Annotated in this window: 26 protein-coding genes; 14 read left to right on the forward strand and 12 right to left on the reverse strand. The window is 72.4% G+C overall.

Going from position 1 to position 23,024, the window contains the following annotated elements:
* The 5 genes from ACFV46_RS26250 to ACFV46_RS26270 form a co-directional block, all read right to left on the reverse strand.
* The coding region (locus ACFV46_RS26250; protein ID WP_385499961.1) for an RNA polymerase sigma factor at positions 1 to 985 on the reverse strand (985 nt) is incomplete at its 3' end.
* Positions 986 to 1,385: 400 nt separating this feature from the next.
* Positions 1,386 to 2,354: an aldo/keto reductase gene (locus ACFV46_RS26255; RefSeq protein WP_376727724.1), complete on the reverse strand. Its 969-nt coding sequence runs from the start codon at positions 2,352 to 2,354 to the stop codon at positions 1,386 to 1,388.
* Positions 2,355 to 2,395: 41 nt separating this feature from the next.
* Positions 2,396 to 2,938, reverse strand: a complete 543-nt coding sequence (locus ACFV46_RS26260; protein ID WP_361933020.1) for a flavoprotein — start codon at positions 2,936 to 2,938, stop codon at positions 2,396 to 2,398.
* 34 nt (positions 2,939 to 2,972) lie between these two features.
* Positions 2,973 to 3,194 carry a ferredoxin gene (locus ACFV46_RS26265; RefSeq protein ID WP_225994669.1) on the reverse strand — a complete coding sequence of 74 codons (222 nt, stop codon included), beginning with the start codon at positions 3,192 to 3,194 and terminating at the stop codon, positions 2,973 to 2,975.
* A gap of 54 nt (positions 3,195 to 3,248) precedes the next feature.
* Positions 3,249 to 4,457 carry a cytochrome P450 gene (locus tag ACFV46_RS26270; RefSeq protein WP_385499964.1) on the reverse strand — a complete coding sequence of 403 codons (1,209 nt, stop codon included), beginning with the start codon at positions 4,455 to 4,457 and terminating at the stop codon, positions 3,249 to 3,251.
* Between the two features lie 320 nt (positions 4,458 to 4,777).
* Between ACFV46_RS26270 and ACFV46_RS26275 the strand changes: the two genes are divergently transcribed.
* Positions 4,778 to 5,401, forward strand: a complete 624-nt coding sequence (locus tag ACFV46_RS26275) for a LysE family transporter (RefSeq protein ID WP_376727880.1) — start codon at positions 4,778 to 4,780, stop codon at positions 5,399 to 5,401.
* Between the two features lie 148 nt (positions 5,402 to 5,549).
* Positions 5,550 to 5,999, forward strand: a complete 450-nt coding sequence (locus ACFV46_RS26280; protein ID WP_361933014.1) for a nitroreductase family deazaflavin-dependent oxidoreductase — start codon at positions 5,550 to 5,552, stop codon at positions 5,997 to 5,999.
* 66 nt (positions 6,000 to 6,065) lie between these two features.
* Here the strand turns inward: ACFV46_RS26280 and ACFV46_RS26285 are convergent, their stop codons facing one another.
* A complete protein-coding gene (locus tag ACFV46_RS26285) occupies positions 6,066 to 7,037 on the reverse strand; it encodes a cation diffusion facilitator family transporter (RefSeq protein ID WP_376727726.1) in 972 nt (323 codons plus the stop codon).
* Between the two features lie 184 nt (positions 7,038 to 7,221).
* Here ACFV46_RS26285 and ACFV46_RS26290 point away from each other — a divergent pair, with 184 nt between their 5' ends.
* Both ACFV46_RS26290 and ACFV46_RS26295 read left to right on the forward strand, forming a co-directional pair.
* Positions 7,222 to 8,235 (forward strand): glutathione S-transferase C-terminal domain-containing protein, encoded by a 1,014-nt coding sequence (locus ACFV46_RS26290; RefSeq protein ID WP_361933010.1) that lies wholly within the window; start codon positions 7,222 to 7,224, stop codon positions 8,233 to 8,235.
* Between the two features lie 22 nt (positions 8,236 to 8,257).
* Complete coding sequence (locus tag ACFV46_RS26295) at positions 8,258 to 8,566, forward strand: DUF4235 domain-containing protein (protein WP_361933007.1); 309 nt, start codon at positions 8,258 to 8,260, stop codon at positions 8,564 to 8,566.
* Positions 8,567 to 8,606: 40 nt separating this feature from the next.
* Here the strand turns inward: ACFV46_RS26295 and ACFV46_RS26300 are convergent, their stop codons facing one another.
* Both ACFV46_RS26300 and ACFV46_RS26305 read right to left on the reverse strand, forming a co-directional pair.
* Complete coding sequence (locus tag ACFV46_RS26300) at positions 8,607 to 8,999, reverse strand: VOC family protein (protein WP_361933004.1); 393 nt, start codon at positions 8,997 to 8,999, stop codon at positions 8,607 to 8,609.
* 91 nt (positions 9,000 to 9,090) lie between these two features.
* Positions 9,091 to 10,062: a GlxA family transcriptional regulator gene (locus ACFV46_RS26305; RefSeq protein WP_385499966.1), complete on the reverse strand. Its 972-nt coding sequence runs from the start codon at positions 10,060 to 10,062 to the stop codon at positions 9,091 to 9,093.
* A gap of 71 nt (positions 10,063 to 10,133) precedes the next feature.
* Here ACFV46_RS26305 and ACFV46_RS26310 point away from each other — a divergent pair, with 71 nt between their 5' ends.
* Positions 10,134 to 11,084 carry an NADP-dependent oxidoreductase gene (locus tag ACFV46_RS26310; protein WP_385499967.1) on the forward strand — a complete coding sequence of 317 codons (951 nt, stop codon included), beginning with the start codon at positions 10,134 to 10,136 and terminating at the stop codon, positions 11,082 to 11,084.
* 217 nt (positions 11,085 to 11,301) lie between these two features.
* A complete protein-coding gene (locus tag ACFV46_RS26315; protein WP_225994560.1) occupies positions 11,302 to 11,682 on the forward strand; it encodes an anti-sigma factor antagonist in 381 nt (126 codons plus the stop codon).
* Between the two features lie 7 nt (positions 11,683 to 11,689).
* On the opposite strand, the gene ACFV46_RS26320 is transcribed toward ACFV46_RS26315, so the two are convergent.
* Positions 11,690 to 12,640, reverse strand: coding sequence for a ribose-phosphate pyrophosphokinase (locus ACFV46_RS26320; RefSeq protein ID WP_361932995.1), 951 nt, complete (start codon positions 12,638 to 12,640; stop codon positions 11,690 to 11,692).
* A 175-nt stretch (positions 12,641 to 12,815) separates the two neighbouring features.
* On the opposite strand from ACFV46_RS26320, the gene ACFV46_RS26325 reads away from it, so the two are divergent.
* The 3 genes from ACFV46_RS26325 (at position 12,816) to ACFV46_RS26335 (ending at position 15,566) form a co-directional block, all read left to right on the forward strand.
* Positions 12,816 to 13,478: a DUF4230 domain-containing protein gene (locus ACFV46_RS26325; protein ID WP_385499968.1), complete on the forward strand. Its 663-nt coding sequence runs from the start codon at positions 12,816 to 12,818 to the stop codon at positions 13,476 to 13,478.
* A gap of 97 nt (positions 13,479 to 13,575) precedes the next feature.
* On the forward strand, positions 13,576 to 14,157 hold the full coding sequence (locus ACFV46_RS26330) for a VanZ family protein (protein WP_361932989.1): 582 nt from the start codon (positions 13,576 to 13,578) through the stop codon (positions 14,155 to 14,157).
* Positions 14,158 to 14,333: 176 nt separating this feature from the next.
* Positions 14,334 to 15,566 (forward strand): ricin-type beta-trefoil lectin domain protein, encoded by a 1,233-nt coding sequence (locus ACFV46_RS26335; RefSeq protein ID WP_376727730.1) that lies wholly within the window; start codon positions 14,334 to 14,336, stop codon positions 15,564 to 15,566.
* 9 nt (positions 15,567 to 15,575) lie between these two features.
* Here ACFV46_RS26335 and ACFV46_RS26340 read toward each other — a convergent pair whose 3' ends face one another.
* On the reverse strand, positions 15,576 to 15,812 hold the full coding sequence (locus tag ACFV46_RS26340) for a hypothetical protein (protein ID WP_151787351.1): 237 nt from the start codon (positions 15,810 to 15,812) through the stop codon (positions 15,576 to 15,578).
* 90 nt (positions 15,813 to 15,902) lie between these two features.
* Between ACFV46_RS26340 and ACFV46_RS26345 the strand changes: the two genes are divergently transcribed.
* The 3 genes from ACFV46_RS26345 (at position 15,903) to ACFV46_RS26355 (ending at position 19,277) form a co-directional block, all read left to right on the forward strand.
* Positions 15,903 to 16,928, forward strand: a complete 1,026-nt coding sequence (locus ACFV46_RS26345) for a PHP domain-containing protein (RefSeq protein ID WP_385499971.1) — start codon at positions 15,903 to 15,905, stop codon at positions 16,926 to 16,928.
* A gap of 291 nt (positions 16,929 to 17,219) precedes the next feature.
* Positions 17,220 to 18,182 (forward strand): SDR family NAD(P)-dependent oxidoreductase, encoded by a 963-nt coding sequence (locus ACFV46_RS26350; protein WP_385499972.1) that lies wholly within the window; start codon positions 17,220 to 17,222, stop codon positions 18,180 to 18,182.
* A gap of 66 nt (positions 18,183 to 18,248) precedes the next feature.
* Complete coding sequence (locus tag ACFV46_RS26355) at positions 18,249 to 19,277, forward strand: SDR family oxidoreductase (RefSeq protein WP_376727733.1); 1,029 nt, start codon at positions 18,249 to 18,251, stop codon at positions 19,275 to 19,277.
* A 20-nt stretch (positions 19,278 to 19,297) separates the two neighbouring features.
* Here ACFV46_RS26355 and ACFV46_RS26360 read toward each other — a convergent pair whose 3' ends face one another.
* Entirely contained in the window at positions 19,298 to 19,543 is a 246-nt protein-coding gene (locus ACFV46_RS26360) for a hypothetical protein (RefSeq protein WP_361932975.1), read from the reverse strand.
* A gap of 56 nt (positions 19,544 to 19,599) precedes the next feature.
* Complete coding sequence (locus ACFV46_RS26365; RefSeq protein ID WP_361932972.1) at positions 19,600 to 20,874, reverse strand: ROK family transcriptional regulator; 1,275 nt, start codon at positions 20,872 to 20,874, stop codon at positions 19,600 to 19,602.
* A 192-nt stretch (positions 20,875 to 21,066) separates the two neighbouring features.
* On the opposite strand from ACFV46_RS26365, the gene ACFV46_RS26370 reads away from it, so the two are divergent.
* Positions 21,067 to 21,561 (forward strand): FBP domain-containing protein, encoded by a 495-nt coding sequence (locus ACFV46_RS26370; protein WP_361932969.1) that lies wholly within the window; start codon positions 21,067 to 21,069, stop codon positions 21,559 to 21,561.
* A gap of 174 nt (positions 21,562 to 21,735) precedes the next feature.
* Positions 21,736 to 22,986 carry an aromatic acid exporter family protein gene (locus tag ACFV46_RS26375; protein WP_361932967.1) on the forward strand — a complete coding sequence of 417 codons (1,251 nt, stop codon included), beginning with the start codon at positions 21,736 to 21,738 and terminating at the stop codon, positions 22,984 to 22,986.
* Positions 22,987 to 23,024 lie beyond the last annotated feature (38 nt).

Consider the following 23,024-nt stretch of genomic DNA (forward strand, 5'->3'; position numbering starts at 1 on the left):
CGCCGGCGGGCGTCCCGGCGGCGTCCGGGGCCGTGACGGAGGCGAACGCCGAAGGGTGGGGGCGCGCGGCGGAGGCGGCGGCGCCGGTGTCGGCGAAGAAGGACTCGCCCGCGATCGGGCGGTGCGGGGCCGGCGTGGACACGGGGGGCTGCGCGCCGGGGCTGACGCGGGCGATCAGATAGGCCCGCGCGCCCCAGCCGAGCACGGACTCGGCGAGGGCGATGCCCAGTCCGCCGTTGAAGACGCCCAGCTGATCCGCGGTGCCGCTGCAGTGGGCGCAGCGGTTCAGATGCGCGCGCAGGTCGGGGTCGACGTCGACACCGCCGCGCCGGTAGGTGACGTCGAGCATCCGCAGGTACTGGCGGCACTCGTGCTCGGGGGCGAGTTCGCGGTGGACCTGGAGCAGTTCCTCGCGCAGCCGGTCGCGGGCGCGCTCCAGCTCCAGGCGTCCGGTCTCCGCGTCCATGCCGAGGAGCGCGGCCGGTACGGACGCCGGTTCGGCCTCGACCTCGGTGTGCCAGAGCAGGCAGCGGGCCGCCTGGGGCAGCCGTGCGAAGGCCTCGGAGAGCAGCCAGCGGTGCTCCGGCGGCAGCAGGCGGGCGGCGGCTCCGACGCCGTCGGGGCCCGAGCGCAGCCCGGGGTGGAGGAGTTCCCGCCGGTGGTCGGCGTCCCATTCCGCGGCGATCCGGCCGACGGTGACGAGGAGCCGGGGGCGCCAGGCGGCGCTCGGCCCGGTCTGCCGCAGGGTCTCGCCGAACAGGCGGGTGAACGCCGCCGTGGTGAGCATGCCCGCGGAGCGGGTGTCGGCGGTGCACAGCCGTGCGTAGGCGAAGCCCGCCTCCCAGTGCCGGTCGAGGAGTTCCCCGACGGGGTGGAGCGCCGGTGCCGCTCCCGTCCACTTCTTGAGTTCGGCGCTCAGCTGAGCGTCGGGCACTTCAAAGAAGCGGGCGGCGCCTGGTGAATTCGACAGGCCTGCGTCATGCACGGGGGCATTCCTCCGGAGGGCACTGCGGCTTGAAGGGTCCATACCAATGGGTATGCTCCGGGTGCGGCTCTGGTGAAGCGCGAGGGCGTAAAGGAGCGAGCCACACCTTTGCACAGGTCAGGGACAGAGAACAAGCCGCTCCGCTTATTGTGCACCGGATACGCGGCCAGCAGTGTTTGACGCATTGTCAATAGCCGGGTGATCCGCATTGCGGGCTATCGGCGAAGCAATGGGAAAACGGATTCACTCGCCACTCCGCCGACTTCATCGCAAACCATTGAACCGCCGCGCCACGGCATTCTCCGCTGGTCATGCGGACGAAGGCCCCTTCACCGGGCCTTCACAACCGGGGCGCCAACCTTTGCGGCGCGCTCCGGCGGGGCCTCCGTCCGCGGCGCGCTCAGTGACCGATGACCGGGTGCGGCGTGTAGGGCTCCTGGAGCGCCGCCAACTCCTTGTCGCTCAACTCCAGTTCGACGGCGGCGACCGCGTCCTGAAGGTGCCCCGGCCGGGCGGCGCCGATGATGGGGGCCGTCACCGTGTCCTGGTGCAGCAGCCAGGCGAGGGCGACCTGGGCGCGCGGCACACCGCGCTCGTTCGCCACCCGGGTGACGGCCTCCACGACGACCCGGTCGCTGTCCGGGTACAGCCTGCTGCCGAACTCGTCGTGGGTGCTGCGGTCGGTGGCCGTGCCCCAGTCACGGGTGAGCCGGCCGCGGGCCAGCGGGCTCCACGGCAGCACCCCGACGCCCTGGTCGGCGCAGAGGGGCAGCATCTCGCGCTCCTCCTCGCGGTAGAGGAGGTTGTAGTGGTTCTGCATGGACACGAACGTCGTCCAGCCGTTGCGCTCGGCGGTGTACTGCATCTTGGAGAACTGCCAGGCGTACATCGAACTCGCCCCGATGTAGCGGGCCTTGCCCGCCTTCACCACGTCGTGCAGCGCCTCCATGGTCTCCTCGACCGGGGTGTGCGGGTCGAAGCGGTGGATCTGGTAGAGGTCGACGTGGTCGGTGCCGAGGCGGGCGAGGCTGTGGTCGATCTCGGTCATGATCGCCTTGCGCGAGAGCCCGGCGCCGTTCGGGCCGGGGCGCATCCGGCCGTGGACCTTGGTCGCGAGGACGATCTCGTCCCGGCGGGCGAAGTCGCGCAGCGCCTTGCCGACGATCTCCTCGCTGGTGCCGTCGGAGTAGACGTTGGCGGTGTCGAAGAAATTGATGCCCGCGTCGAGCGCCTGCCGGATCAGCGGCCGCGACGCCTCCTCGTCGAGGGTCCACTCGTGCGCGCCACGGTCCGGGAGCCCGTAGGTCATGCACCCCAGACAGATCCGCGACACGTCCAGGCCCGTCGAACCGAGCTTCACATACTGCATCGTTGCTGCTCCTGCCTTCGGGAGGGCGTTACCCGGCGAGCCTACGGCGCTCCCGGCCCCGTCAGCAGGTCCAGTGCCCGCTCCCACCGGAAGTCCGGCCGCGTGCCGTCCGGCGCGGGCTCGCCCGTGTACGGCTCCCCGAACCGCACCCCCATGCCGCGCAGCCGCTCCAGGCTGTCCCGGTAGGCCGGGTGGGCGGCGAGCGCGTCGGCGACGCAGGGCAGGACGGCGACGGGCACGCCGAGCCCGGTCGCCTCGCACAGGGTGCCCAGGGCCAGGGTGTCGGCGATGCCGGCCGCCCATTTGTTGATCGTGTTGAAGGTGGCCGGCGCGACGGCGACGGCGTCCGGCGGCGGGAAGGGGCGGGGGTCGGCGGGAGTGCGCCAGGTGGAGCGGATCGGCCGGCCCGTCAGGGTCTCGACGACGGTGGTGTCGAAGAAGCCGTTCAGGGCGGCCGGGGTCGCGATGACCCCGACCTCCCAGTCCCGCTCCAGGGCGGCGCCGGCCAGCCTGTCCACGTCCGCCGCGATCCCGGCGGCGCAGACGACGACGTAGAGGAAGGGTTTCCCGGCCTGTTCGGTCATCCGGGAAACCCTACTCAACAGCCCCGACGGCCCGTCAGGCGGTGGCCTCGGAGACGGTGATGGCGCTGACCGGGCAGGCGCGGGCGGCCTCCCGGACCATCGGGTCGCCGCCGCCGTCCTCCCGGCCGGGGATCAGGGCGCTGAAGCCGTCGTCGTCCTGGGTGAAGACGGACGGGGCGGCCAGGGCGCACTGTCCGGCGCCGATGCAGAGGTCGTGGTCGATGTCGATGCGGGTCCCGGACGCCTCGCCGGGCACGGTCGCCGTGGTCTCGTGTGTCTCATGCGTTTCGTTGTGCATGACCGGAGCCTCTTACCAGGTCACGGGGAGTTCCAGCATCCCCTGGATCGTGTCGCCGGCTTTGAACGGGATTTCCTCCGCGGGGACCGCGAGGCGCAGTCCGGGGAGACGGCCGAACAGGGTACGCAGCGCGATCTCCATCTCGGCGCGGGCCAGGTTCTGCCCGAGGCACTGGTGGATGCCGAACCCGAAGGCGACGTGGTGCCGGGCCGGGCGGTGCAGGTCCAGGGTGTCGGGGTCGGCGTAGACGGTCTCGTCCCGGTTGATGACCGAGGTGGAGAAGACGACGCCGTCGCCCGCGCGGATCGTCTCCCCGGCCACCTCGATGTCCTCGACGGCGACGCGCAGCAGTCCGTCGGCGATGGACAGCATCCGCAGCAGTTCGTCGACGGCCGCGGGCACGAGGTCGGGGTCGGCGCGCAGTTCGGCGAGCCGTTCCGGGTGCCTGAGCAGCGTGAAGGTGCCCAGGGAGATCATGTTGGCGGTCGTCTCGTGCCCGGCGACCAGCAGGATGATGGCGAGCGCGATGAGCCCCTCGCGATCCAGTTCGCCCTCGGCCAGCCGCCGGTGGACGAGTTCGTCCAGGACGCCGTCACCGGGCGCGTCCTGCCGCTGCTTGCGGTCGATCAGCTCGTCGAAGTACTCCTCCATGCGGGCGCGGGCGTCCATGGAGTCGGCGGCCGTCGGGCCGCGCAGCAGCCGGCGCGACTGCCCCTCGAAGAAGTCGTGGTCCTCGTAGGGCACACCGAGCAGGGCGCAGATCACCATGGAGGGCACCGGCAGCGCGAACGCGGGGACCAGGTCGGCGGGCGGGCCGCCGGCGATCATCGCGTCGAGGCGTTCGTCGACGATCCGCTGGATGTGCGGGCGCAGCGCGGTGGCGCGCTGGAGGGTGAAGCTGGGGATCATCATGCGCCGCTGCACGCGGTGTTCGGGATCGTCGACGCCGAGCAGGGCGGACCGCCGGCGCCGGATCCGGGCGATGCGTTCCGTGGTGGCGGGGAACTCCGGGCGGGTGGGATCGGTGGACAGCCGGGGGTCGGCGAGCAGGGTGCGGGCGAGGCCGTGACCGGTGACCGTCCACACGACGCGGCCGTCGTAGAGCCGCGCGCGGGTCAGCGGGCGGGTGTCGCGCAGGGGGTCGTAGGCGGCGGGCGGGTGGTAGGGACAGGTCCGGCTCTGGGGGAAGGCGACGGTGGGGGGTTCCGTCATGTCCGTCATGAAAAGACCTCGCAGACGAAGGGTGCGTCGTGCCGATCTTTATTAGATGCCCGAGGCACCTACATGACGACGTCAAGTTCGGCCAGAACTCCGGCCACGGAAATCTGGCCGGGGATGGTCGCACAAGGCTTCGCCCACAAGGGACGTGAATCTCCGCGTGCGGCGTTCCCGGGGGAAATTCGCTTGTCGCGGGCAGGGCGGGGACCACAGAATCCGGCCATGCCGAAGAACATCGCCTTCCTGCCGCCGACCGCCGCCGTCCGTCCGGTGCGGTCCCAGCAGCAGCCCGGCCGACCGTGGGGACCGACGCCGCCCACGTCGTGACCGCGGCGCTCGTCGCGGGCCTGCTGGCCGGGTACGGCATCGCCGTACCCGTCGGCGCCGTCGCGACCTACCTCGTCTCCCTCACGGCCCGTACCTCCCTGCGCACCGGTGTCTGCGCCGCGCTCGGCGTGGCGACGGCCGACGGACTGTACGCCCTGCTGGCCACCCTCGGCGGCTCCGCGCTCGCGTCCGCCCTGCGCCCGGTGCTGGTGCCCTTGCGCTGGGCCTCGGCCCTGGTGCTGGCGGTGCTCGCCGTGCGGGGCGCCGCCCTGGCCGTCCGCCAGTACCGGGCCCATCGCCTGGCCACCCGCTCCGCTCCCCCGCCGCCCGGTCCGGGCCGCGCCTATCTCTCACTGCTGGGCATCACCCTGCTGAACCCGACCACGGTCGTCTACTTCACGGCCCTGGTCCTCGGCACCCGCGCGGCGGACTCCGTGCCGGCCACCGGGCAGGCCGTGTTCGTCCTGGCCGCGTTCGCCGCCTCGGCGAGCTGGCAGGTGCTGCTCGCCGGGGGCGGCGCCCTGCTCGGGCGGTTGCTGACCGGGCTCAGGGGACGACTGGTGACCGCGCTGGTGTCGAGCGCGGTGATGCTGGCGCTGGCGGTGCGGATGCTGGTCTAGGGGGTGTCTTGTCGATCAGGGCGGGCTCCCGGCGTCCGGCCTGATCGACAAGACGCCCCCTAGCGGTGCGGCGGGGCACGGATGATCGGCGCCTGTGCCACTGTTGAAGGGAGTGTCAGTTCTCGTACACGACGATGGGATGGATGTCATGCCTCTCGAGGGCGAATACGAGCCCAGCCCGAGCAAGTGGGTGCGCGACCAGGTGGAGTTGTACGAGCGGTCCGGCGGCACCGAGGGCACCACGCTCCAGGACACCGGGCTGCCCGTCATCCTGCTGACGACCCGCGGCGCCAAGAGCGGCAAGATCCGCAAGACGCCTCTGATGCGCGTCGAGCACGACGGCCTCTACGCCGTGGTCGCCTCCCAGGGCGGGGCGCCGAAGCACCCCGTCTGGTACCACAACGTGCAGGCCGACCCGCATGTGGAGCTGCAGGACGGTCCGGTGAAGCGGGACATGAGGGCCCGTGAGGTCACCGGCGCCGAGAAGGCGGAGTGGTGGGAGCGGGCCGTCGCCGCCTATCCGCCGTACGCCGACTACCAGAAGAAGACGGACCGGGAGATCCCGGTGTTCGTCCTGGAGCCGCTCGACGGGCAGTAGGGCCGGGGACTGCGAAGTATTTTCTCATCGGGACGCATGACCCCGCGAGGGCGGGGCACCCGAGCGTCAGGCCCCGCCGCGTTCCCCCGTCGCGGCGGGGCTTCCGTGTGCCTCGCGCGCGGACCGCTCGGTGATGTCGAGGAAGATCTGGTCCGCCTCGGCGACGGTGTGGCCGATGGACCGCTTGATCCGGACGGCGACCTCCTCGACCCGCTCGCTGTCCAGTCCCGGCACGAGGTCGATCCGTGCCGCCACCAGCGCGCTCTCCAGGCCCGTCTTCATCGTGAACAGCGCCTCCACGCTGTCGATCTCGGGCTGCGCCTCCAGCAGCGCGCAGATCCGGGCGGCCGCCTCCGGGTCGGCGGCCTCGCCGATCAGCTGGTCGCGGGCCTCGCGGCCCAGCCGGTAGGCGACGTAGACGAGCAGGGCGCCGATCGCCAGCGAGGCCGACGCCTCCCACACCACCTGCCCGGTGACCATGTGCAGGGCCATGCCGGCGAGGGCGAGGCTCACGCCGAGCACCGCCGTGCCGTCCTCGGCGACGACCGTGCGCAGCGCCGGGTCGCGCATCCCGTCGGCGAGTCCGCCCTGCCGGCGCACCTGGTGCAGCGCCCGCACCAGCGACGCCCCTTCGGCGAGGAAGGCCACGCCGAGGACGATCATGCCCGCGACATAGCCGCCGAACGACTCCTCGGAGCCGCCGCGCAGTGCCTCCACACCCTGGAAGACGGAGAAGCAGCCGCCCATCACGAAGATCCCGACGGCGGCCAGCAGCGACCAGAAGAATCGCTCCTTGCCGTAGCCGAAGGGATGGCGGGCGTCTGCGGGGCGGCGGCTGCGGCGCAGCGCGGCCAGCAGGAACACCTCGTTGAGGCTGTCCGCCACGGAGTGCGCCGCCTCCGACAGCAGGGCGGGTGAATGGGCGAGGAGCCCTCCGACGGCCTTGGCCACGGCGATGACGAGGTTGGCGGCGAGGGCGACCAGGACCGTGATCCGGGTCCTGCGGTCCGATGTCGAGGTGTCCGGTGTGCTGCTCACCTAACGCCGACTGCCCCGGCCTCCCCCACTCACACCGTGCCGTCGGCGGAAAACGGGGGACTCGGTGGGAGACCGGGCGTACGGTCCCGACGACGGCGTACGGGCGGGCCCGCCGCATGGCGGGCGCGAACGGAGGAACCCGGCATCGGCCGGACGGACCGGCGGCCGGCGGAAGGGAGCGATCATGAGCGGCGGGGGCAACACCGCCTATGGCCGGAAGGCGTTCCAGCGGTCCAGGGCGCACTTCACGGACCGGATCACGGCGGACGGCCGGGACGGCTGGCCGGTCGAGGCGGGCCGGTACAGACTGGTCGTCAGCCGCGCCTGTCCGTGGGCGAGCCGGGCGCTGGTCGCGCGGCGGCTGCTGGGCCTGGAGGAGGCTCTGCCCATGGCGATCACCGATCCCGTGCAGGACGACCGGAGCTGGCGGTTCACCCTGGACCCCGACGGCCGCGACCCGGTGCTCGGCATCCGGTTCCTCAGCGAGGCGTACGACCGGCGGGAGACCGGCTACCCGGGCGGCGTCAGCGTCCCCGCGATCGTGGACGTGCCCAGCGGCGAGCTGGTCACCAACGACTACCAGCGGATCACGCTGGACCTGGCGACCGAGTGGACGGCCCTGCACCGGCAGGGCGCGCCCGATCTCTACCCGGAGGCGCTGCGGGACGAGATCGACCAGGTCATGGCCGACGTGTACGAGGACGTCAACAACGGCGTCTACCGGGCGGGCTTCGCCACCGGGCAGGAGGAGTACGAGAGCGCGTACACGCGGCTCTTCCGCAGGCTGGACCTGCTGACCGAGCGGCTCGCGGGGCAGCGCTATCTGGTCGGGGACACGATCACGGAGGCGGACATCCGGCTGTTCACCACACTGGTCCGTTTCGACGCCGTCTATCACGGTCACTTCAAGTGCAACCGCTGGAAGCTGACGGAGAACCAGGTGCTGTGGGCGTACGTGCGTGATCTCTACCAGACGCCGGGGTTCGGCGACACCGTCGACTTCGACCACATCAAACGGCACTACTACCAGGTGCACACCGGGATCAACCCGACCGGCATCGTCCCCGTGGGACCGGACCTGTCGGGCTGGCTGGCCCCGCATCACCGTGCGGAGCTGGGCGGCCGGCCGTTCGGCGACGGGACGCCGCCCGGTCCGGTTCCCGAGGCCGAGCGGGTGCCGGCGCACGCCCGTCCCTGAACTACCGAGGAGGCACAGGCACATGGGCAAGAAGAAGCAGAAGAAGGCGAAGCTCCCGCTCGCCTACAAACCGCTGGGGTTCGCCTTCGGCTGGGCGAGCGGCGCCCTGGCGGGGCTCGCCTTCCGCAAGACGTGGATGGCGATCCGGCACGAGGAGGACGCCCCCGACGCCCTGGACCGGGACCGCGGCTGGGGTGAGGTACTGCTCGCCGCGGCGGTCCAGGGCGCCCTGTTCGCGATGGCCCGCAGCCTGGCGGACCGCGCGGGCGCCAAGGCGGTCGAGCGGTCCACCGGTGTCTGGCCCTCGGCCGACAAGGGCGGACGGGACTGACGGTGGGCCGGGGCCCCGGGTGACACGTCCGCCCGGGGCCTCAGCCCTGCTTGGGGGCCGTACCGGGCGTGCGGCGCAGGGTGAAGGAGTGCCCGGCCGGGTCGGAGAAGCCGCGCTCCTCGTACGGTCCCGGAGCGTCCTTCGCCTCCACCGGACGCCCTCCCAGGCCGACGATCCGGCGCTCGGCCTCGTCCAGGTCGTCCACCACGAAGTCCAGGTGCGCCTGGAGGGAGTTCTCGGGGCGCGGCCAGCTCGGCGGGGTGGCGTTCATGTCGCGGCGGAACGCCAGCCGGATGCCGTCGGCGCCACGGATCTCGACCTGGTTGGCGGTGGCGCCGGTCTGCTCGGCCTCCAGCAACTCCTTGTAGAACTCGGCGAGTTTCTCGGGCTCGGCACAGTCGAGCACGACGAACCCGGCTTTCACGAGCGGCATGGCTCCTCCGAAGATCCGGGGCGCGGCCTGCCCCGCTGCCCTGTGTCTCCCGTCTAACCCGCCGGGGTGGTTTCAGTCCGTGTCCGGCCCGTCAACGGACGGTGGCGGACTGGAAGGTGCGGCGGTAGGCCTGCGGGGACACCCCGATCGCGGCGTGCAGGTGCTGGCGCAGCGAGGCGCCGGTGGCGAAGCCGACCTGCGCGGCGATCTGGTCGACCGGCAGATCGGTGGACTCCAAAAGGTGCCGGGCGCGCGCCACCCGCTGCTGGATCAGCCAGCGGCCGGGGCTGAGGCCGACCTCGTCGCCGAAGCGGCGGGCGAAGGTGCGCCGGCTCATCCGGGCGTGCCGGGCGAGGTCCGACAGGGTGAGGGGTTCCTCCAGGTGCTCCAGGGCCCAGGTGCGGGTGGCGGCGGTGCTCGCGGCCCCGCTCTCGGGGACCGGCTGCTCGATGTACTGCGCCTGTCCGCCGTCGCGGAAGGGCGGGACGACACAGCGCCGGGCGACCGCGTTGGCGAGTTCGCTGCCGTGGTCGGTGCGCACGATGTGCAGGCAGACGTCCACGCCGGACGCGGCGCCGGCGGAGGTGAGGACGCGGCCGTCGTCGACGAACAGCACGTCCGGGTCGACGTCGACCCGCGGGTACATGCGGCTGAACGCCTCGGTGACCTGCCAGTGGGTGGTGGCCCTGCGCCCGTCGAGGAGCCCCGCGGCGGCGAGGACGAAGGCGGCGGTGCAGATCGACACGATGCGCGCGTCCGGACGAATGAGCGCCAGCGCTCCGGCGAGTTCGGGGGACAGCTCGGTGGGGATGTACGCGGTGGCCATGGAGGCGACGACCACCGTGTCGGCCGTGGCGAGGATCTCCGGGCCGTGCTGCACGCCGATCGTGAAGTCGGCGTTGCTGCGCACCGGGCGGCCGTCGACGCTGCAGGTCAGCACCTGGTAGTGGCCGTCGGCCGCGCCGAAGATCCGGCTGGGGATGCCCAGCTCGAAGGGGTAGACGCCGTCCAGTGCCAGCACCACGACCCGCTCGGTCCGCCCGGGGGTTCCTCGCTCACTCATGGCACGATCATATCGAAGGTTGGCAATCGTGCCATTTTCCCGAGGGCTCGCTCCGGGCAGGCTGAGGAACCATGAGCACTGAGCACACGATGCGAGCCATCAGCCAGAACGTCCTCGGCGGTCCCGAGGTCCTCCAGGAGGTACGGCTGGAGCGGCCGGCGCCGGGTCCCAACCAGGTCCTGGTCCGGGTCCGCGCCGCCGGCGTCAACCCGACCGACTGGAAGCACCGGGCGACCGGCGGCTTCCTCGGCGACCCGCCCTTCGTCCTCGGCTGGGACGTCTCCGGCGTGGTGGAGGCGACCGGGGTCGGCGTCGCCGCGTTCCAGCCCGGCGACGAGGTCTTCGGGATGCTGCCGTACCCGTACGGGCACGGCTCGCACGCCGAGTACGTGATCGCCCCGGTCCGCGCGCTGACGCACAAGCCGGACTCGATCGACCACACGCAGGCCGGCGCGCTGCCGCTGGTCTCCCTCACCGCCTGGCAGGCGCTGGTCGAGCACGCGGACCTGCGGCCCGGGCAGCGGGTGCTGATCCACGCGGCGGCCGGCGGGGTCGGGCACGCGGCCGTGCAGATCGCCAAGGCGCGGGGCGCGTACGTGATCGGCACGGCGAGCGCCGGCAAGCACGACTTCCTGCGGGAGATCGGCGCCGACGAGACGATCGACTACCGGGAGACCGACTTCGCCGAGGCCGTGAAGGACGTCGACGTCGTCCTCGACACGCTCGGCGGCGAAACCGCCCTGCGCTCGCTGCGCGTCCTGCGTCCGGGCGGCGTCGTCGTCTCCATCATCCCGGTCGGGTCGGACGAGTTCCCCGAGGAGGCGGCGCGGCTCGGTGTGCGGGCCGTCCGGATGCTCGTCGACGCGGACCGCGCCGACCTGCGCTCCCTGGTGGACCTGATCGAGCAGGGCAAGCTGCGCGCCGCGATCGAGCGGACCTTCCCGCTGTCCGACGCCGCCGAGGCGCACGCCCTCGGAGAGCAGGGCCGTGTGACGGGCAAGCTGATCCTGACCGTCGACTGAGCCGGCCTCGCGTGACCAGCCCCCCGGCCGCGCCGTGCGGTCGGGGGGCTGGGCTTCGCCGAGGATCACCGCCCCGCCATCGGGCGCAACCTGTGTCGCAAATCCAAGACATATGTCAATCGAACATGCTCAGATTCGCTCGATCGGGGGTAACTTGCAGTGCGGGAGCCGGACTTGGGCACCCGCGGCAGGGGAACGGGTTGGAGGCGATGTGGTCGTGCGGCAGGAACCTGCGCCCTTCACCCGGCATCTGCGCACCCACCGCCACCGGGACCATCTGGTGCTGGAGCTGCTCGGTGAGATCGACATCGCCGCGGCCGCGGAGATCGGCCCCTACCTGGACCGGGTGACGACGGACCCGGAGGCGCGCGTCGTGATCGACCTGCGGAGCGTGGAGTTCTTCGACTGCTCGGGGCTGCGGCTGCTGTACCGGGCCCGCGGCCGGGTGCTCGACCACGGCGGCCGGCTGCACCTGGTGTGCACCCAGCCGCTGATCCTACGCATCCTGCGGATCACCGGCCTGTCCCGGCTGCTGCCCCCGCATCCGACGCCGGACGCCGCCCTCGACACCGCCGGGACGGCCTCCGGCGCCTCCTGACCCCCCGTCAGTCCTCCGCCGCGTCGAACAGGGCGCTCACGGACTCCCCGTTGTGGATGCGGCGCACGGCCTCCGCGAGCGCGGGCGCGATCGACAGGATCCGCAGCTTGTCCGTGCGCTCCTCCTCGGGCACCGGCACGGTGTTGGTGCAGACGATCTCCAGGACGTCCGGCTGCTCACCGATCCGCTTGAGGGCACCGGCGGCGAACAGGCCGTGCGTACACGCGACCCTGATCGACCGCGGGTTCAGCTCACGCAGCCGGTCGAGCAGTTCGAGGACGGTACTGCCCTTGGCGATCTCGTCGTCCAGGACGATGACGTCGCGCCCGCTCACCTCGCCGATCACGGAGGAGATGCTGACCCGGTCGTCCGCGAACCGCTGCTTGGCGCCGGCGGCCACCTGGGCCCCGATCATCCGGGCGAACGCCGCCGCCTCCTTGGCGTTGCCGAGGTCCGGCGAGACGACGGTGGTCCGGCTCAGGTCGTACTGCCGGAAGTGCGCGGCGAGTTCCCGCAGCGCGTGCAGATGGTCGACGGGCACCGAGAAGAAGCCGTGCACCTGGGGGGCGTGCAGGGTCATGGCGAGGACGCGGCTCGCGCCGGCCGCCACCATCAGATCGGCGACGAGCCGGCCGCCGAGGGAGATGCGGGGCGCGTCCTTCTTGTCGGACCGCGCGTAGGAGTAGTGCGGCATCACCACGGTGATCCGGCGCGCGGACGCGCCGCGCGCGGCGTCGCACATCAGCAGCAGCTCGACCAGGTGCTCCTGGACGGGCCGCACCAGGGGCTGGATCAGGAAGACGTCCCTTTCCCGGCAGTTGGCCTGGAGCTGCACCTCCAGGCAGTCGTTGGCGAACCGGCTGACCCGGGTGGGGCTGAGGGGCACCCCGAGCTGGGCGCAGACCTCCGCCGCCAGTTCGGGATGGGCACTGCCGCTGAACACGGCGATCTCTCGCACGATCCGCTCCTCGCATGATCATCACGGGTGGCGGCCACATGCTACTGAGACTGCAGAAACGTTGGTCCCGCCGTCCAGCCGCCGCCCGCGCCCGGCGCACCCCGGAATTCGGCCAACAGACCCGCTCAGTACGGGATTTGGGGGTATCCGGTCAGCAGGAAGGAGGGACGTCGACATGACGACTCCCATCAAGCGCATCGACCGGCGCATGCCCCGCTGGGCCAAGGCGGTCACCGCCGTCGTCCTGGTGCTGGGCGTGTTCTTCGCCGGGATCCGGCTGAGCGTGCTCCCGGGGCTCAAGGACCTGTTCGGCACCGAGACCCGGGACCGGTCGGGACCCGCGCTGCTCCGGTCCATCCAGGACATGAGCCGCTACGACGCCGCCTCCGGCAACTTCCAGATCGTCGTGGATCTGGAGAAGGACGCCAAGTTCCTGCCCGACGCGATCCGCGGCACCCGCACCCTGTACGTCGGCGCGGGCACCGTGGACGCCTATGTGAACCTCGGCAAGGTCGGCGAGGACGACGTCACGGTCGACAAGGACCGTACGTCCGCCACGCTGCGTCTGCCGCACGCCGTGCTCGGCACCCCGGCGCTCGACCCCGACCGCTCCTACGCGGTCTCCAAGCAGCGGGGGCTGTTCGACCGCCTCGGCGACCTGTTCTCCGACAACCCGAACAGCGAACAGGCCGTGCAGAAGCTGGCGGTACGGCACATCGGGGACGCGGCGAAGAAGAGCGGACTGACCGCGCGGGCCGAGAAGAACACCACCGACATGCTCCAAGGACTGCTGCACTCCCTGGGCTTCGAGGAGGTGAAGGTGACGTACGGGGCATGACGGACCCGGCCCGCCGGCGGCCGAAAGCGACCGCATCCCGGGGCGGTACGGGGGTAAGCGCGTGACCACGCCCGGACCTTGACGAGTGGAGGACATGATGGCCGGTGGGATCTCGCGAGCGCGTGTCGCGTCGCGCCTCGGCGCACCCAGGACGAAGAGCGCCGCCGGCCCCGGACCCGAGTCCAAGGCGGCGGACCGGGACGGCCCCGGGTCCGGGGGCGGCCCGCTGCGTCTGCTCGCCCGCTGTGTGGCGATGGTGTGCGCCTTCGCGTTCATGGTCGCCTTCGCGGTGGTCCTGGCCAAACTCACCCTGCAGCCCTCCCCCGCGTCGGAGAGCCTCACCCACACCAACCTGCACCCCGGCCGCTCACTGCGCGCCTATCTGGACCAGCCCGAACTGCGCGACGCCGTGCGGCAGATCGGCGGCAACCTGCTGCTGGGCGTGCCGTTCGGCGTCCTGGTCCCCATCGTTGCCCCGCGGACCCGGGGGGTGCTGCGGGTGCTGCTGCTGACGGCGACCGTGATGCTGCTGGTGGAGTTCGCGCAGGGCGCCCTGGTGACGGGTCGCGCCTTCGACGTGGACGACGTCATCCTCAACACGTCGGGCGCGCTCATCGGTTACCTCCTACTGGGCCGGCGGCTGAGCCGTGCGGTGCACGCCAGGCGGGTCCGGACCTGACACATCCCGTGCCGCCCCGCCCCGGTCCGCCGGGTGCGGGGCGGACCCCTGTCCACTGGTCCGTACCAAAGTATTGACGCCCCCTTAACTCACGTCTTGAATCAAGTGGCGACACCTTCACCCCCCACCACGGTCGACGCGCCCGCCCAGCGGGGCGTCGCACGGAAGGGAGCACGATGGCCTCCCCACGGCTGATCCGCTCTGCCCTGCTCGCCGCCCTCTCGGCGGTCCTGGTCGCGGCCGCCGCGATCGCGCCCGCCCAGGCGGAACCACCGCGCGCCGCGGCCGCCGCGGTCGTCTTCTCCGACACCTTCGACGGTCCCGCGGGCGCCGCCGTCGACGGGTCGAAGTGGCAGATCGAGACCGGCGACAACGTCAACAACCACGAACGGCAGTACTACACCTCCGGCAACAAGAACGCGGCCCTGGACGGCCAGGGCCACCTCGTGATCACGGCCCGGCGCGAGAACCCGGCCAACTACCAGTGCTGGTACGGCACCTGCCAGTACACCTCGGCCCGGCTGAACACCTCCGGCAAGTTCACCGCCCAGTACGGGCACGTGGAGGCGCGGATGAAGGTGCCGCGGGGCCAGGGCATGTGGCCCGCGTTCTGGATGCTCGGCACACCGGTCAACTGGCCCGACTCGGGCGAGATCGACGTCATGGAGAACGTCGGTTTCGAGCCGTCCACCGTGCACGGCACGATCCACGGCCCGGGCTACTCCGGGTCGGGCGGCATCGGCGCCGGCTACACGCTGCCGAACGGGCAGGCGTTCGCGGACGCCTTCCACACCTTCGCCGTCGACTGGGCGCCGGACTCGATCACCTGGTCCGTGGACGGCAACGTCTACCAGCGGCGCACCCCCGCCGACCTCGGCGGCAGGCAGTGGGTGTTCAACCGGCCGTACTTCCTCATCCTGAACCTCGCGGTCGGCGGCTACTGGCCCGGCGACCCCGACGGCTCCACCGCCTTCCCGCAGCAACTGGTCGTGGACCACGTCTCGGTGACCACCGGGGACACCCCGACCGGCGGCAGCACCGTGCGCGGGATCGCCGGCAAGTGCATGGACGTGGCGGGCGCGAACACCGCCAACGGCACCCCCGTCCAGCTCTACGACTGCAACGGAACCGCCGCCCAGCGGTGGACGGCCGGCTCGGACGGCTCGCTGCGGGCGCTCGGCAAGTGCCTGGACGCCACCGGCAACGGCACCGCCGACGGCACACCGCTGCAACTGTGGGACTGCACGGGAGGCGCCAACCAGAAGTGGACCGTCTCCGCGGCGCGCGACATCGTCAATCCGCAGGCCGACAAGTGCGTGGACGCCACCGGGAACAGCTCGGCCAACGGCACGCGGCTGCAGCTGTGGACCTGCTCGGGCGGGGCCAACCAGAAGTGGACGGTCGGCTGAGCCGGTCCCTCAGCGGTGGTGCCAGGTGAACTTGTCGCCACCCACCCAGCGGACCACGTCCGGGTCGTCGAGGTCGTGGACGGTGATGCCGTAGAGGGCGGCGGTGGTGAGGACGTCGGTGATGGTCCTGGCCTCGCAGACGACCTCACCGTCGATCTCCATGATGCGGAACGGGGGCGTGCCCGGCTGGACCCCGAGCACCATGATCCGCGGCTGTGCGATGTGCGGGCTCGCGCTTTCGGTCATGCATAGAGCCTAGGCCGGGTCCGCGACGTCCCGCCCGCCGTCGCCGTGCGGGGGCGGCGGTGCCGGGGAACCCTGGAGGAGGAGGTGGCGATGGATCCCGTCGAGGCCCTGAACCGGATCGCCTTCCTGCTCGAGCGGTCCCTGGAGCCGACGTATCGCGTCCGGGCGTTCCGTACGGCCGCCCGGGTGCTGGCCGGGCTGCCCCCGGACGAGGTCCGGGCGCGGGCGGAGGCCGGGACGCTGGAGAAGCTGAAGGGCGTCGGCCCGAAGACGGCCGGAGTGGCGCGCGAGGCCCTGGCCGGACAGGTGCCCGGCTATCTCACCGACCTGGAGAACCGGCCCGCCGCGGGCCCGCCCGAGGGAGGCCGGGAGCTGTGGGAGGCGCTGCGCGGCGACTGCCATCTGCACTCCGACTGGTCCGACGGGGGCAGCCCCATCGAGGAGATGGGGCGGACGGCGGCGGAGCTCGGGCACGAGTGGGCGGTGCTGACCGACCACTCGCCCCGGCTGACCGTCGCCCGGGGGCTGTCGGCCGGCCGGCTGCGCGAGCAGCTGGACGTGGTGGCGGAGCTGAACGCCCGCTGGGCGCCCTTCCGGCTGCTCACCGGCATCGAGTGCGACATCCTCGACGACGGCTCGCTGGACCAGGAGCCCGAGCTCCTTGAGCGTCTGGACGTGGTCGTGGTGTCGGTGCACTCCAAGCTGCGCATGGACGCCCGTTCCATGACCCGCCGCATGATCGCGGCCGTGCGCAACCCGCACGCGGACGTCCTCGGGCACTGCACCGGCCGTCTGATCACCGGGCGGGGACGCCCGGAGTCGGAGTTCGACGCGGACGCGGTGTTCGCCGCCTGCGCCGAGTCCGGGACGGCCGTCGAGATCAACAGCCGGCCCGAACGGCTGGACCCGCCCCGCCGTCTGCTGCGCCGGGCGGTGGCCGCGGGCACGCTGTTCTCGATCGACACCGACGCGCACGCCCCGGGGCAGCTCGACTGGCAGCGGTACGGCTGTGCGCGGGCCGAGGAGTGCGGGGTGTCCGCCGAGCGCGTCGTCACCACGTGGACGGCCGACGAGCTGCTGGCGTGGACGCGCGAGAAGCAGCACTCCCGGGCGTGACGCACCTCACCGTCCGAGGCGGCGGGTCCGGGAACATCCACCCGTAGTTCACCGTTGAACCAGCCGTGGGTGCGGATGGGACAGTGTCCCCGGGCCTCACCATTCGCCCACAGGGAAGATCGTTCGGCTGAAGCCCTGTGGAGCCTTTCGCCGAGAGGCGACCGCCATGCGCACCCACCCTCGACGCCCCGACCGGAACCCCCCGTCCGGCCGGGGCTTTTTCCTGTCCGGGCGCACGGCGGCCCCCGTCCGCTTGACTTCGAGAGCACTCCAATTCGTAGCGTTCCGGACATGAGTACTGCACAGCACAAGATCGGCTCCGGCTTCGGAGCGACCAGCACCGCGGACGAGGTCCTCGCGGGCGTCGACCTCACCGGGAAGCTCGCGATCGTCACGGGCGGCTACTCCGGGATCGGCCTGGAGACCACCCGGGCCCTGACCCGCGCGGGCGCCCACGTCGTCGTCCCCGCCCGCCGCCGGTCCACCGCCGACGAGGCGCTGGCCGGGCTGAGCGGCGTCGAGGTGGACGAACTCGACCTGGCGGACCAGGACAGCGTCCGCGGCTTCGCCGAACGGTTCCTGGCCGGCGGCCGGACGATCGACATCATGATCGACAGCGCCGGCATCATGGCCTGCCCGGAGACCCGGGTCGGACCCGGCTGGGAGGCCCAGTTCGCCACCAACCACCTCGGGCACTTCGCCCTGGTCAACCGGCTGTGGCCGGCGATCGAGCCGGGCGGCGCCCGGGTGGTGTCGGTGTCCTCGCGCGCCCACCACTACTCCGGCATCCGCTGGGACGACGTCCAGTGGCACCGGGGCTACGACAAGTGGCATGCCTACGGGCAGGCCAAGACCGCGAACGCCCTGTTCGCCGTCCACCTCGACCGGCTCGCGGCCGACCGCGGTGTCCGGGCCTTCTCACTGCACCCCGGCGGCATCCTCACCCCCCTCCAGCGGCATCTCCCCCGTGAGGAGATGATCGCCAACGGCTGGATCGACGAGGACGGCAACGAGATCCCCCAGCCCGGCTTCAAGACGCCCGAGCAGGGCGCCGCGACCCAGGTCTGGGCGGCGACCTCCCCCCAGCTGGCGGGCCTGGGCGGCCTGTACCTGGAGGACTGCGAGGTCGCCGAGCCGGCCCCGGCCGACGGCCGGCGCGTCGGGGTGAAGGACTGGGCGACCGACCCCGAGCAGGCGGCCCGGCTGTGGGCCCTGTCCGCGGAGCTGACCGGCGTGGACGCCTTCGCCGGGTGACGGCGTGCCCCCGGGCGCACGGGGTACTCGGGCGCTCCCGTCCCCACCGTCCGGGAGGAGCCGCACGTGAGCAGCGGACCGGAACGCAGGATCGTGGTCACCGGAGCCACCGGCAACGTCGGCACCAGCGTGGTGCGGCTCCTCGCGGAGGACCCGGAGGTCGGGTCCGTCGTGGGCCTCGCCCGCCGCAAACCCGACGTGGGACCGGCGAAGACCGAGTGGACGGCGGCCGACCTGGCGTCGCGGCACACGGACCTCGCGCGGATCTTCGCCGGCGCCGACGCCGTCGTCCATCTGGCCTGGGCCTTCCAGCCGACGCACGACCCGGCGACGACCTGGCGCACCAACGTGCTGGGCAGCCTGCGCGTGTACGAGGCGGTGGCCGAGGCCAAGGTGCCCGCGCTGGTCCACGCCTCGTCGGTGGGCGCGTACTCGCCGGGGCCCAAGGACCACCCCGTCGACGAGTCGTGGCCGACGCACGGCTGGCCGGACGCCGCGTACTGCCGGGAGAAGGCGTACCTGGAACGGAACCTGGACATCTTCGAGCGGGAGCATCCCGAGGTCCGGGTCGTGCGGATGCGGCCGGCGTTCCTGTTCAAGCGCGCGTCCGCGAGCGAACAGCGGCGGATCTTCGGCGGCCGCTATCTGCCGGGACCGCTCCTGCGGCCCGACCTGCTGCCGTTCCTGCCCGACGTCCCCGGGCTGCGGGTGCAGGCCCTGCACACCGACGACGCGGCGCACGCCTACCGGCTCGCCGTGAAGTCCGACGTGCGCGGGGCCTTCAATCTGGCGGCCGACCCACCCGTCGACGCGGAGCTGCTGGGCGAGATGCTCGGCGCCCGCACGGTCCGGCTCCCCCGCACCGCGGCCCGCTCGGCGATCGCTGCCGCGTGGGGGCTGCGGCTGCTCCCTGCGTCCCCGCACCTGTTCGACGCGGTGCTGAGGGTGCCGCTGATGGACTGTTCCCGCGCCCGCTCGGAGCTGGGCTGGGAGCCGTCCCGCACGGCGCCCGAGGTGCTCGAGGAGTTCCTGGGGGGCCTGCGGGAGGGGGCGGGCGCGGACACGGCCAACCTCCGGGGCCGGAAGGTCGGCTGAGGCGGATGCCGCCGGGCGGATCAGCCCGCCGACTCCTCCGGGGCCGGGTGCTCGGGGTGGACCGCGCCGGTCTGGGGCTCGCCCTGCCGGCCCGTGCCCGCCTCGTCCGTCTCCGGGACGTCGTCGGACTCGGACTCGGAGGCGTCGCGGGTGGGCCCGACGGGCACCTCCCACGGGTCCTCCCCGTCGCGCGCCTGCTGGTCCGGCAGGTCCCTGGGGATGGGGTCCGGGCTCTCGCCGGGTGCCTCTCGGCGATGGTCGTCCATGGTGCGCCTCCCGCGTGTCGGACGCTGCGAGTACCGTCCCCCGGCCCCGGCAAACGTCAGCGCGGCACGGACCGGGCCGGGGTGCCGCCGGACTCCGGCACGGGGCCCGGGCGGCGCCCGCCGTGCGCGAAGAAGTCGGCGAGCGGCAGGATCGCGGCGCCGACGGTCACCGCGTCCGGGCCGAGTCTGCCCAGTTCGATGCCGACCTTCTCGGCCGGGTGCCGCAGCGAGTAGGAGGCGGCGTGACGGCGGACGGCGGGCAGGAAGCGGGTGCCGAGCTGGAGGCCCGCCCAGCCGCCGATCAGGATCCGTTCCGGCTGGAAGAGGTTGATCAGGTCGGACAGGCCCGCGCCGACGTACTCGGCGGTCTCCTCCAGCACGGCCAGCGCCACCGGGTCGGCCGGACCGCCGTCGGCGGGATAGGCACCGGAGAGCATCACGGACAGCGCCGTCTCCTCGTCGGCGCCCCGTGGAACGCTGCCACCGGCCTCGATCCAGCGGGCGAGCAGCGACTCGGCGCCCGCGTACGCCTCCAGGCAGCCCAGGGCGCCGCAGCGGCAGCGCCGGCCGCGCACCCGTACCGTCAGATGGCCCCACTCGACGGCCCGCCCGTGCTCCACCTCCGGGGTGACGAGGCAGGCGCCGACGCCGGAGCCGAAGAGGACGACCAGCGCGTTCCCGGCGCCCCGGCCGGCGCCGAACCACATCTCGGCCTGGCCGAGCGTCCGGGCGCCGTTGTCGATGAAGTAGGGGACGCTGTCGGGGAGTTCGGAGCCGTCGCGCAGCAGCCGCTCCAGCGGGACGGCGTCCCAGCCGATGGTCTGGCCGTGCACCACGGCACCGAGGTCCGGGGTGCGTTCGACGATGCCGGGCACCCCTATGCCGACGCCGAGGAGCCGCCCGGGTCCGATGCCGGCGCCCTCGAGCACCTCGGCGACGCCGTCCCGCACATGGCGGACGATGCCGTCGACCTCGTAGCGCTGCTGCTCCAGCGGCCGTTCGGCGCGGGCGAGTTCGGTGAGGGTGAGGTCGAACAGGCCGACGCGCACCCGGGTCTCGCCGACATCCACGCCGATCATGTGGCCGCTGCCGGGGGCGACCCGCAGCAGGATGCGGGGCCGGCCGCCGTCGGAGTCGACACTGCCGGCCTCCTCGACCAGGCCGTCGCCGATCAGCTCCGCGACGACGTTGCTGACGGAACCGGAGCTGAGTCCGGTCGCCGGGCCGAGTTCGAAGCGGCTGAGGGGCCCGTCGAAGTAGAGGCGCTGGAGTACGGCCGTACGGTTGCCCCGTCTGAGGTCCCGTACCGTTCGCCCGTTCCGCCCCGCCATGCGGCTCCCTTCCGACCTGCCGTTTCCCGCCCCGATGGAACGCCTCCATTGTGAACCACGACGTCAGGTGCTCGGCCGGGCCCCGGCGGCCGGGGAAATTCGCTGGCCCCGGTCTGTCATCCTTCCTAACCTAGCCCTGAACCTAGAGCCCCTAGGTTTTCGTTTCCGTACCAGCTCCCCCTGGAGGCTCCCATGAGGTCGCTCACCGAGGCAGAGATCCGCGCTTCGTTCGTCAACTGCTCCAAAGGCGAGGCGAAGCGCCTGTCGGTCCCGCGCGACCTGGACGAACGCCCCTGGGCCGATCTCGATTTCCTCGGCTGGCGCGAGCCGGGCGCCCCCGACCGCAGCTATCTGGTCGCCGAGCGCGAGGGGCGGCCGGTGGGCATCTCGCTGCGCTTCCCGTCGCAGCAGCGCGGTTTCACGCACCGCAGCCTGTGCTCCCTGTGCCTGACGACGCACCCGGGCGGGGGCGTCTCCCTGATGACGGCCCGCAAGGCGGGGCCCGCCGGGCGCGAGGGCAATTCGGTCGGTCTGTACATGTGCACCGACCTGGCCTGTTCCCTCTATGTACGCGGCAAGAAGGTCCCCGCGTCGGGTGGGCGGTTCGAGGAGAGCCTGACCCTGGAGGAGCAGATCGCCCGCACGACCGGGAATCTGCACGCCTTCCTCGACAAGCTGGGCGCCTGAGTCCTCGCCCCGCTCCCCCGTGAGCCCGTTCGGCCGACCTCCGGCCCGGGTGTCGGCGGTCACCGGCCCCGCTCCTTGCTGTGGCCCGGCCCCTGCGACCACCCTGGGGTTTCTCGCGGAACATCATGATCCGCGAGCGGTGTGCGGGGACGGCGAGAGGGGAACAGCCCAAGGATGCGTGAGGCACGTGAGGGGCAGTGGTCCCGCGAGCGGCTGGCCAAGGCCCTCCGGGACCCGGTGGTGGTGCAGACGCTGCGGTCGGCGGCCGCGGCGACGATCGCGTATGTCATCGCGCTGCGCCTGAGCCCCGAGGCGGCGCCGCTGACCGCTCCCCTGACGGCGCTGCTGGTCGTCCAGGTCACCTTCTACGCCACGCTCACCAACGGCATCCGCCGGGTGAACTCCGTGGTGGCCGGCGTGCTGGTGGCGATCGCCTTCAGCCTCCTGGTGGGTCTGACCTGGTGGAGTCTCGGCCTGCTGATCGTGGCGGCGCTGGGGGTCGGCCATCTGGTGCGGGTCCACGAGTACGTCCCCGAGGTCGCGATCAGCGCGATGCTGGTCCTCGGCGTCACCTCGGTCGGCGACGTGGCCTGGGCGCGGGTGCTGGAGACCCTGATCGGCGCCGTCGTCGGCCTCGGTTTCAACCTGCTGCTCGCACCACCCGTCTGGGTGGACGAGGCCGGTGAGTCCCTGGTGGACCTGTCCCGGCGGCTGCGTCAGTTGATGCTGCGCATCGGCGAGGAGGCGGCGGGCCGCCAGCCGTACGAGCAGGCGGCGGCCCGGCTGCACGAGGCGCGCCGGCTCGACCACGACATCATCGAGGTGGACGCGGCACTCAGGCAGGCCGAGGACAGTCTGCGGCTGAACCCGCGCGTCCGCGAGGGCCTGCTGCACCGCGTGGTGCTGCGCACGGGGCTCGACACCCTGGAGATCTGCACGGTGGTGCTGCGCGTCCTCGCCCGCACCCTCACCGACCTCGCCAAGGATCGCGAACCCGACTCGCTGTTCGAGAAGGAGACGGGCGCGGTCCTCGACCAACTGCTCTCCGAGATCGCCGACGCGGTGGTCAGCTTCGCCGTCCTGGTCACCACCCATGTCAGCAGCAACGCCGACGCGGCGGAGTCCCGCCTGTCCGCGGAGCTGCACACGGCGGCCGCCACCCGCGACCGGCTGGCCCCGCTCCTGCACGAGGAGGCGCAGCGCCGCCCGGAGCACTGGCAGCTGTACGGCGCCGTCCTCACCGAGGTGAACCGGATCATCGACGAGATGAACACCGAGCACCGCTCCCGCCGTCTGCTGGAGGAACTGGACCGCGTGTCGCAGGAGCAGCGCGCCAGGATGCCGCGGCTGACCCGGGTGCGGGAGCGCATGGGGGTGCAGGAGAAGCTGTGGAACCGTACCGGGGTGAGCGGACGCTCCCGGTAGGCGGGCGACGCGCGCGACGGCCGGTGCCGTCCTTGCGC

Origin of the sequence: Streptomyces sp. NPDC059852, from assembly GCF_042731455.1 — a bacterium.
Classification (GTDB): Bacteria; Actinomycetota; Actinomycetes; order Streptomycetales; family Streptomycetaceae; genus Streptomyces.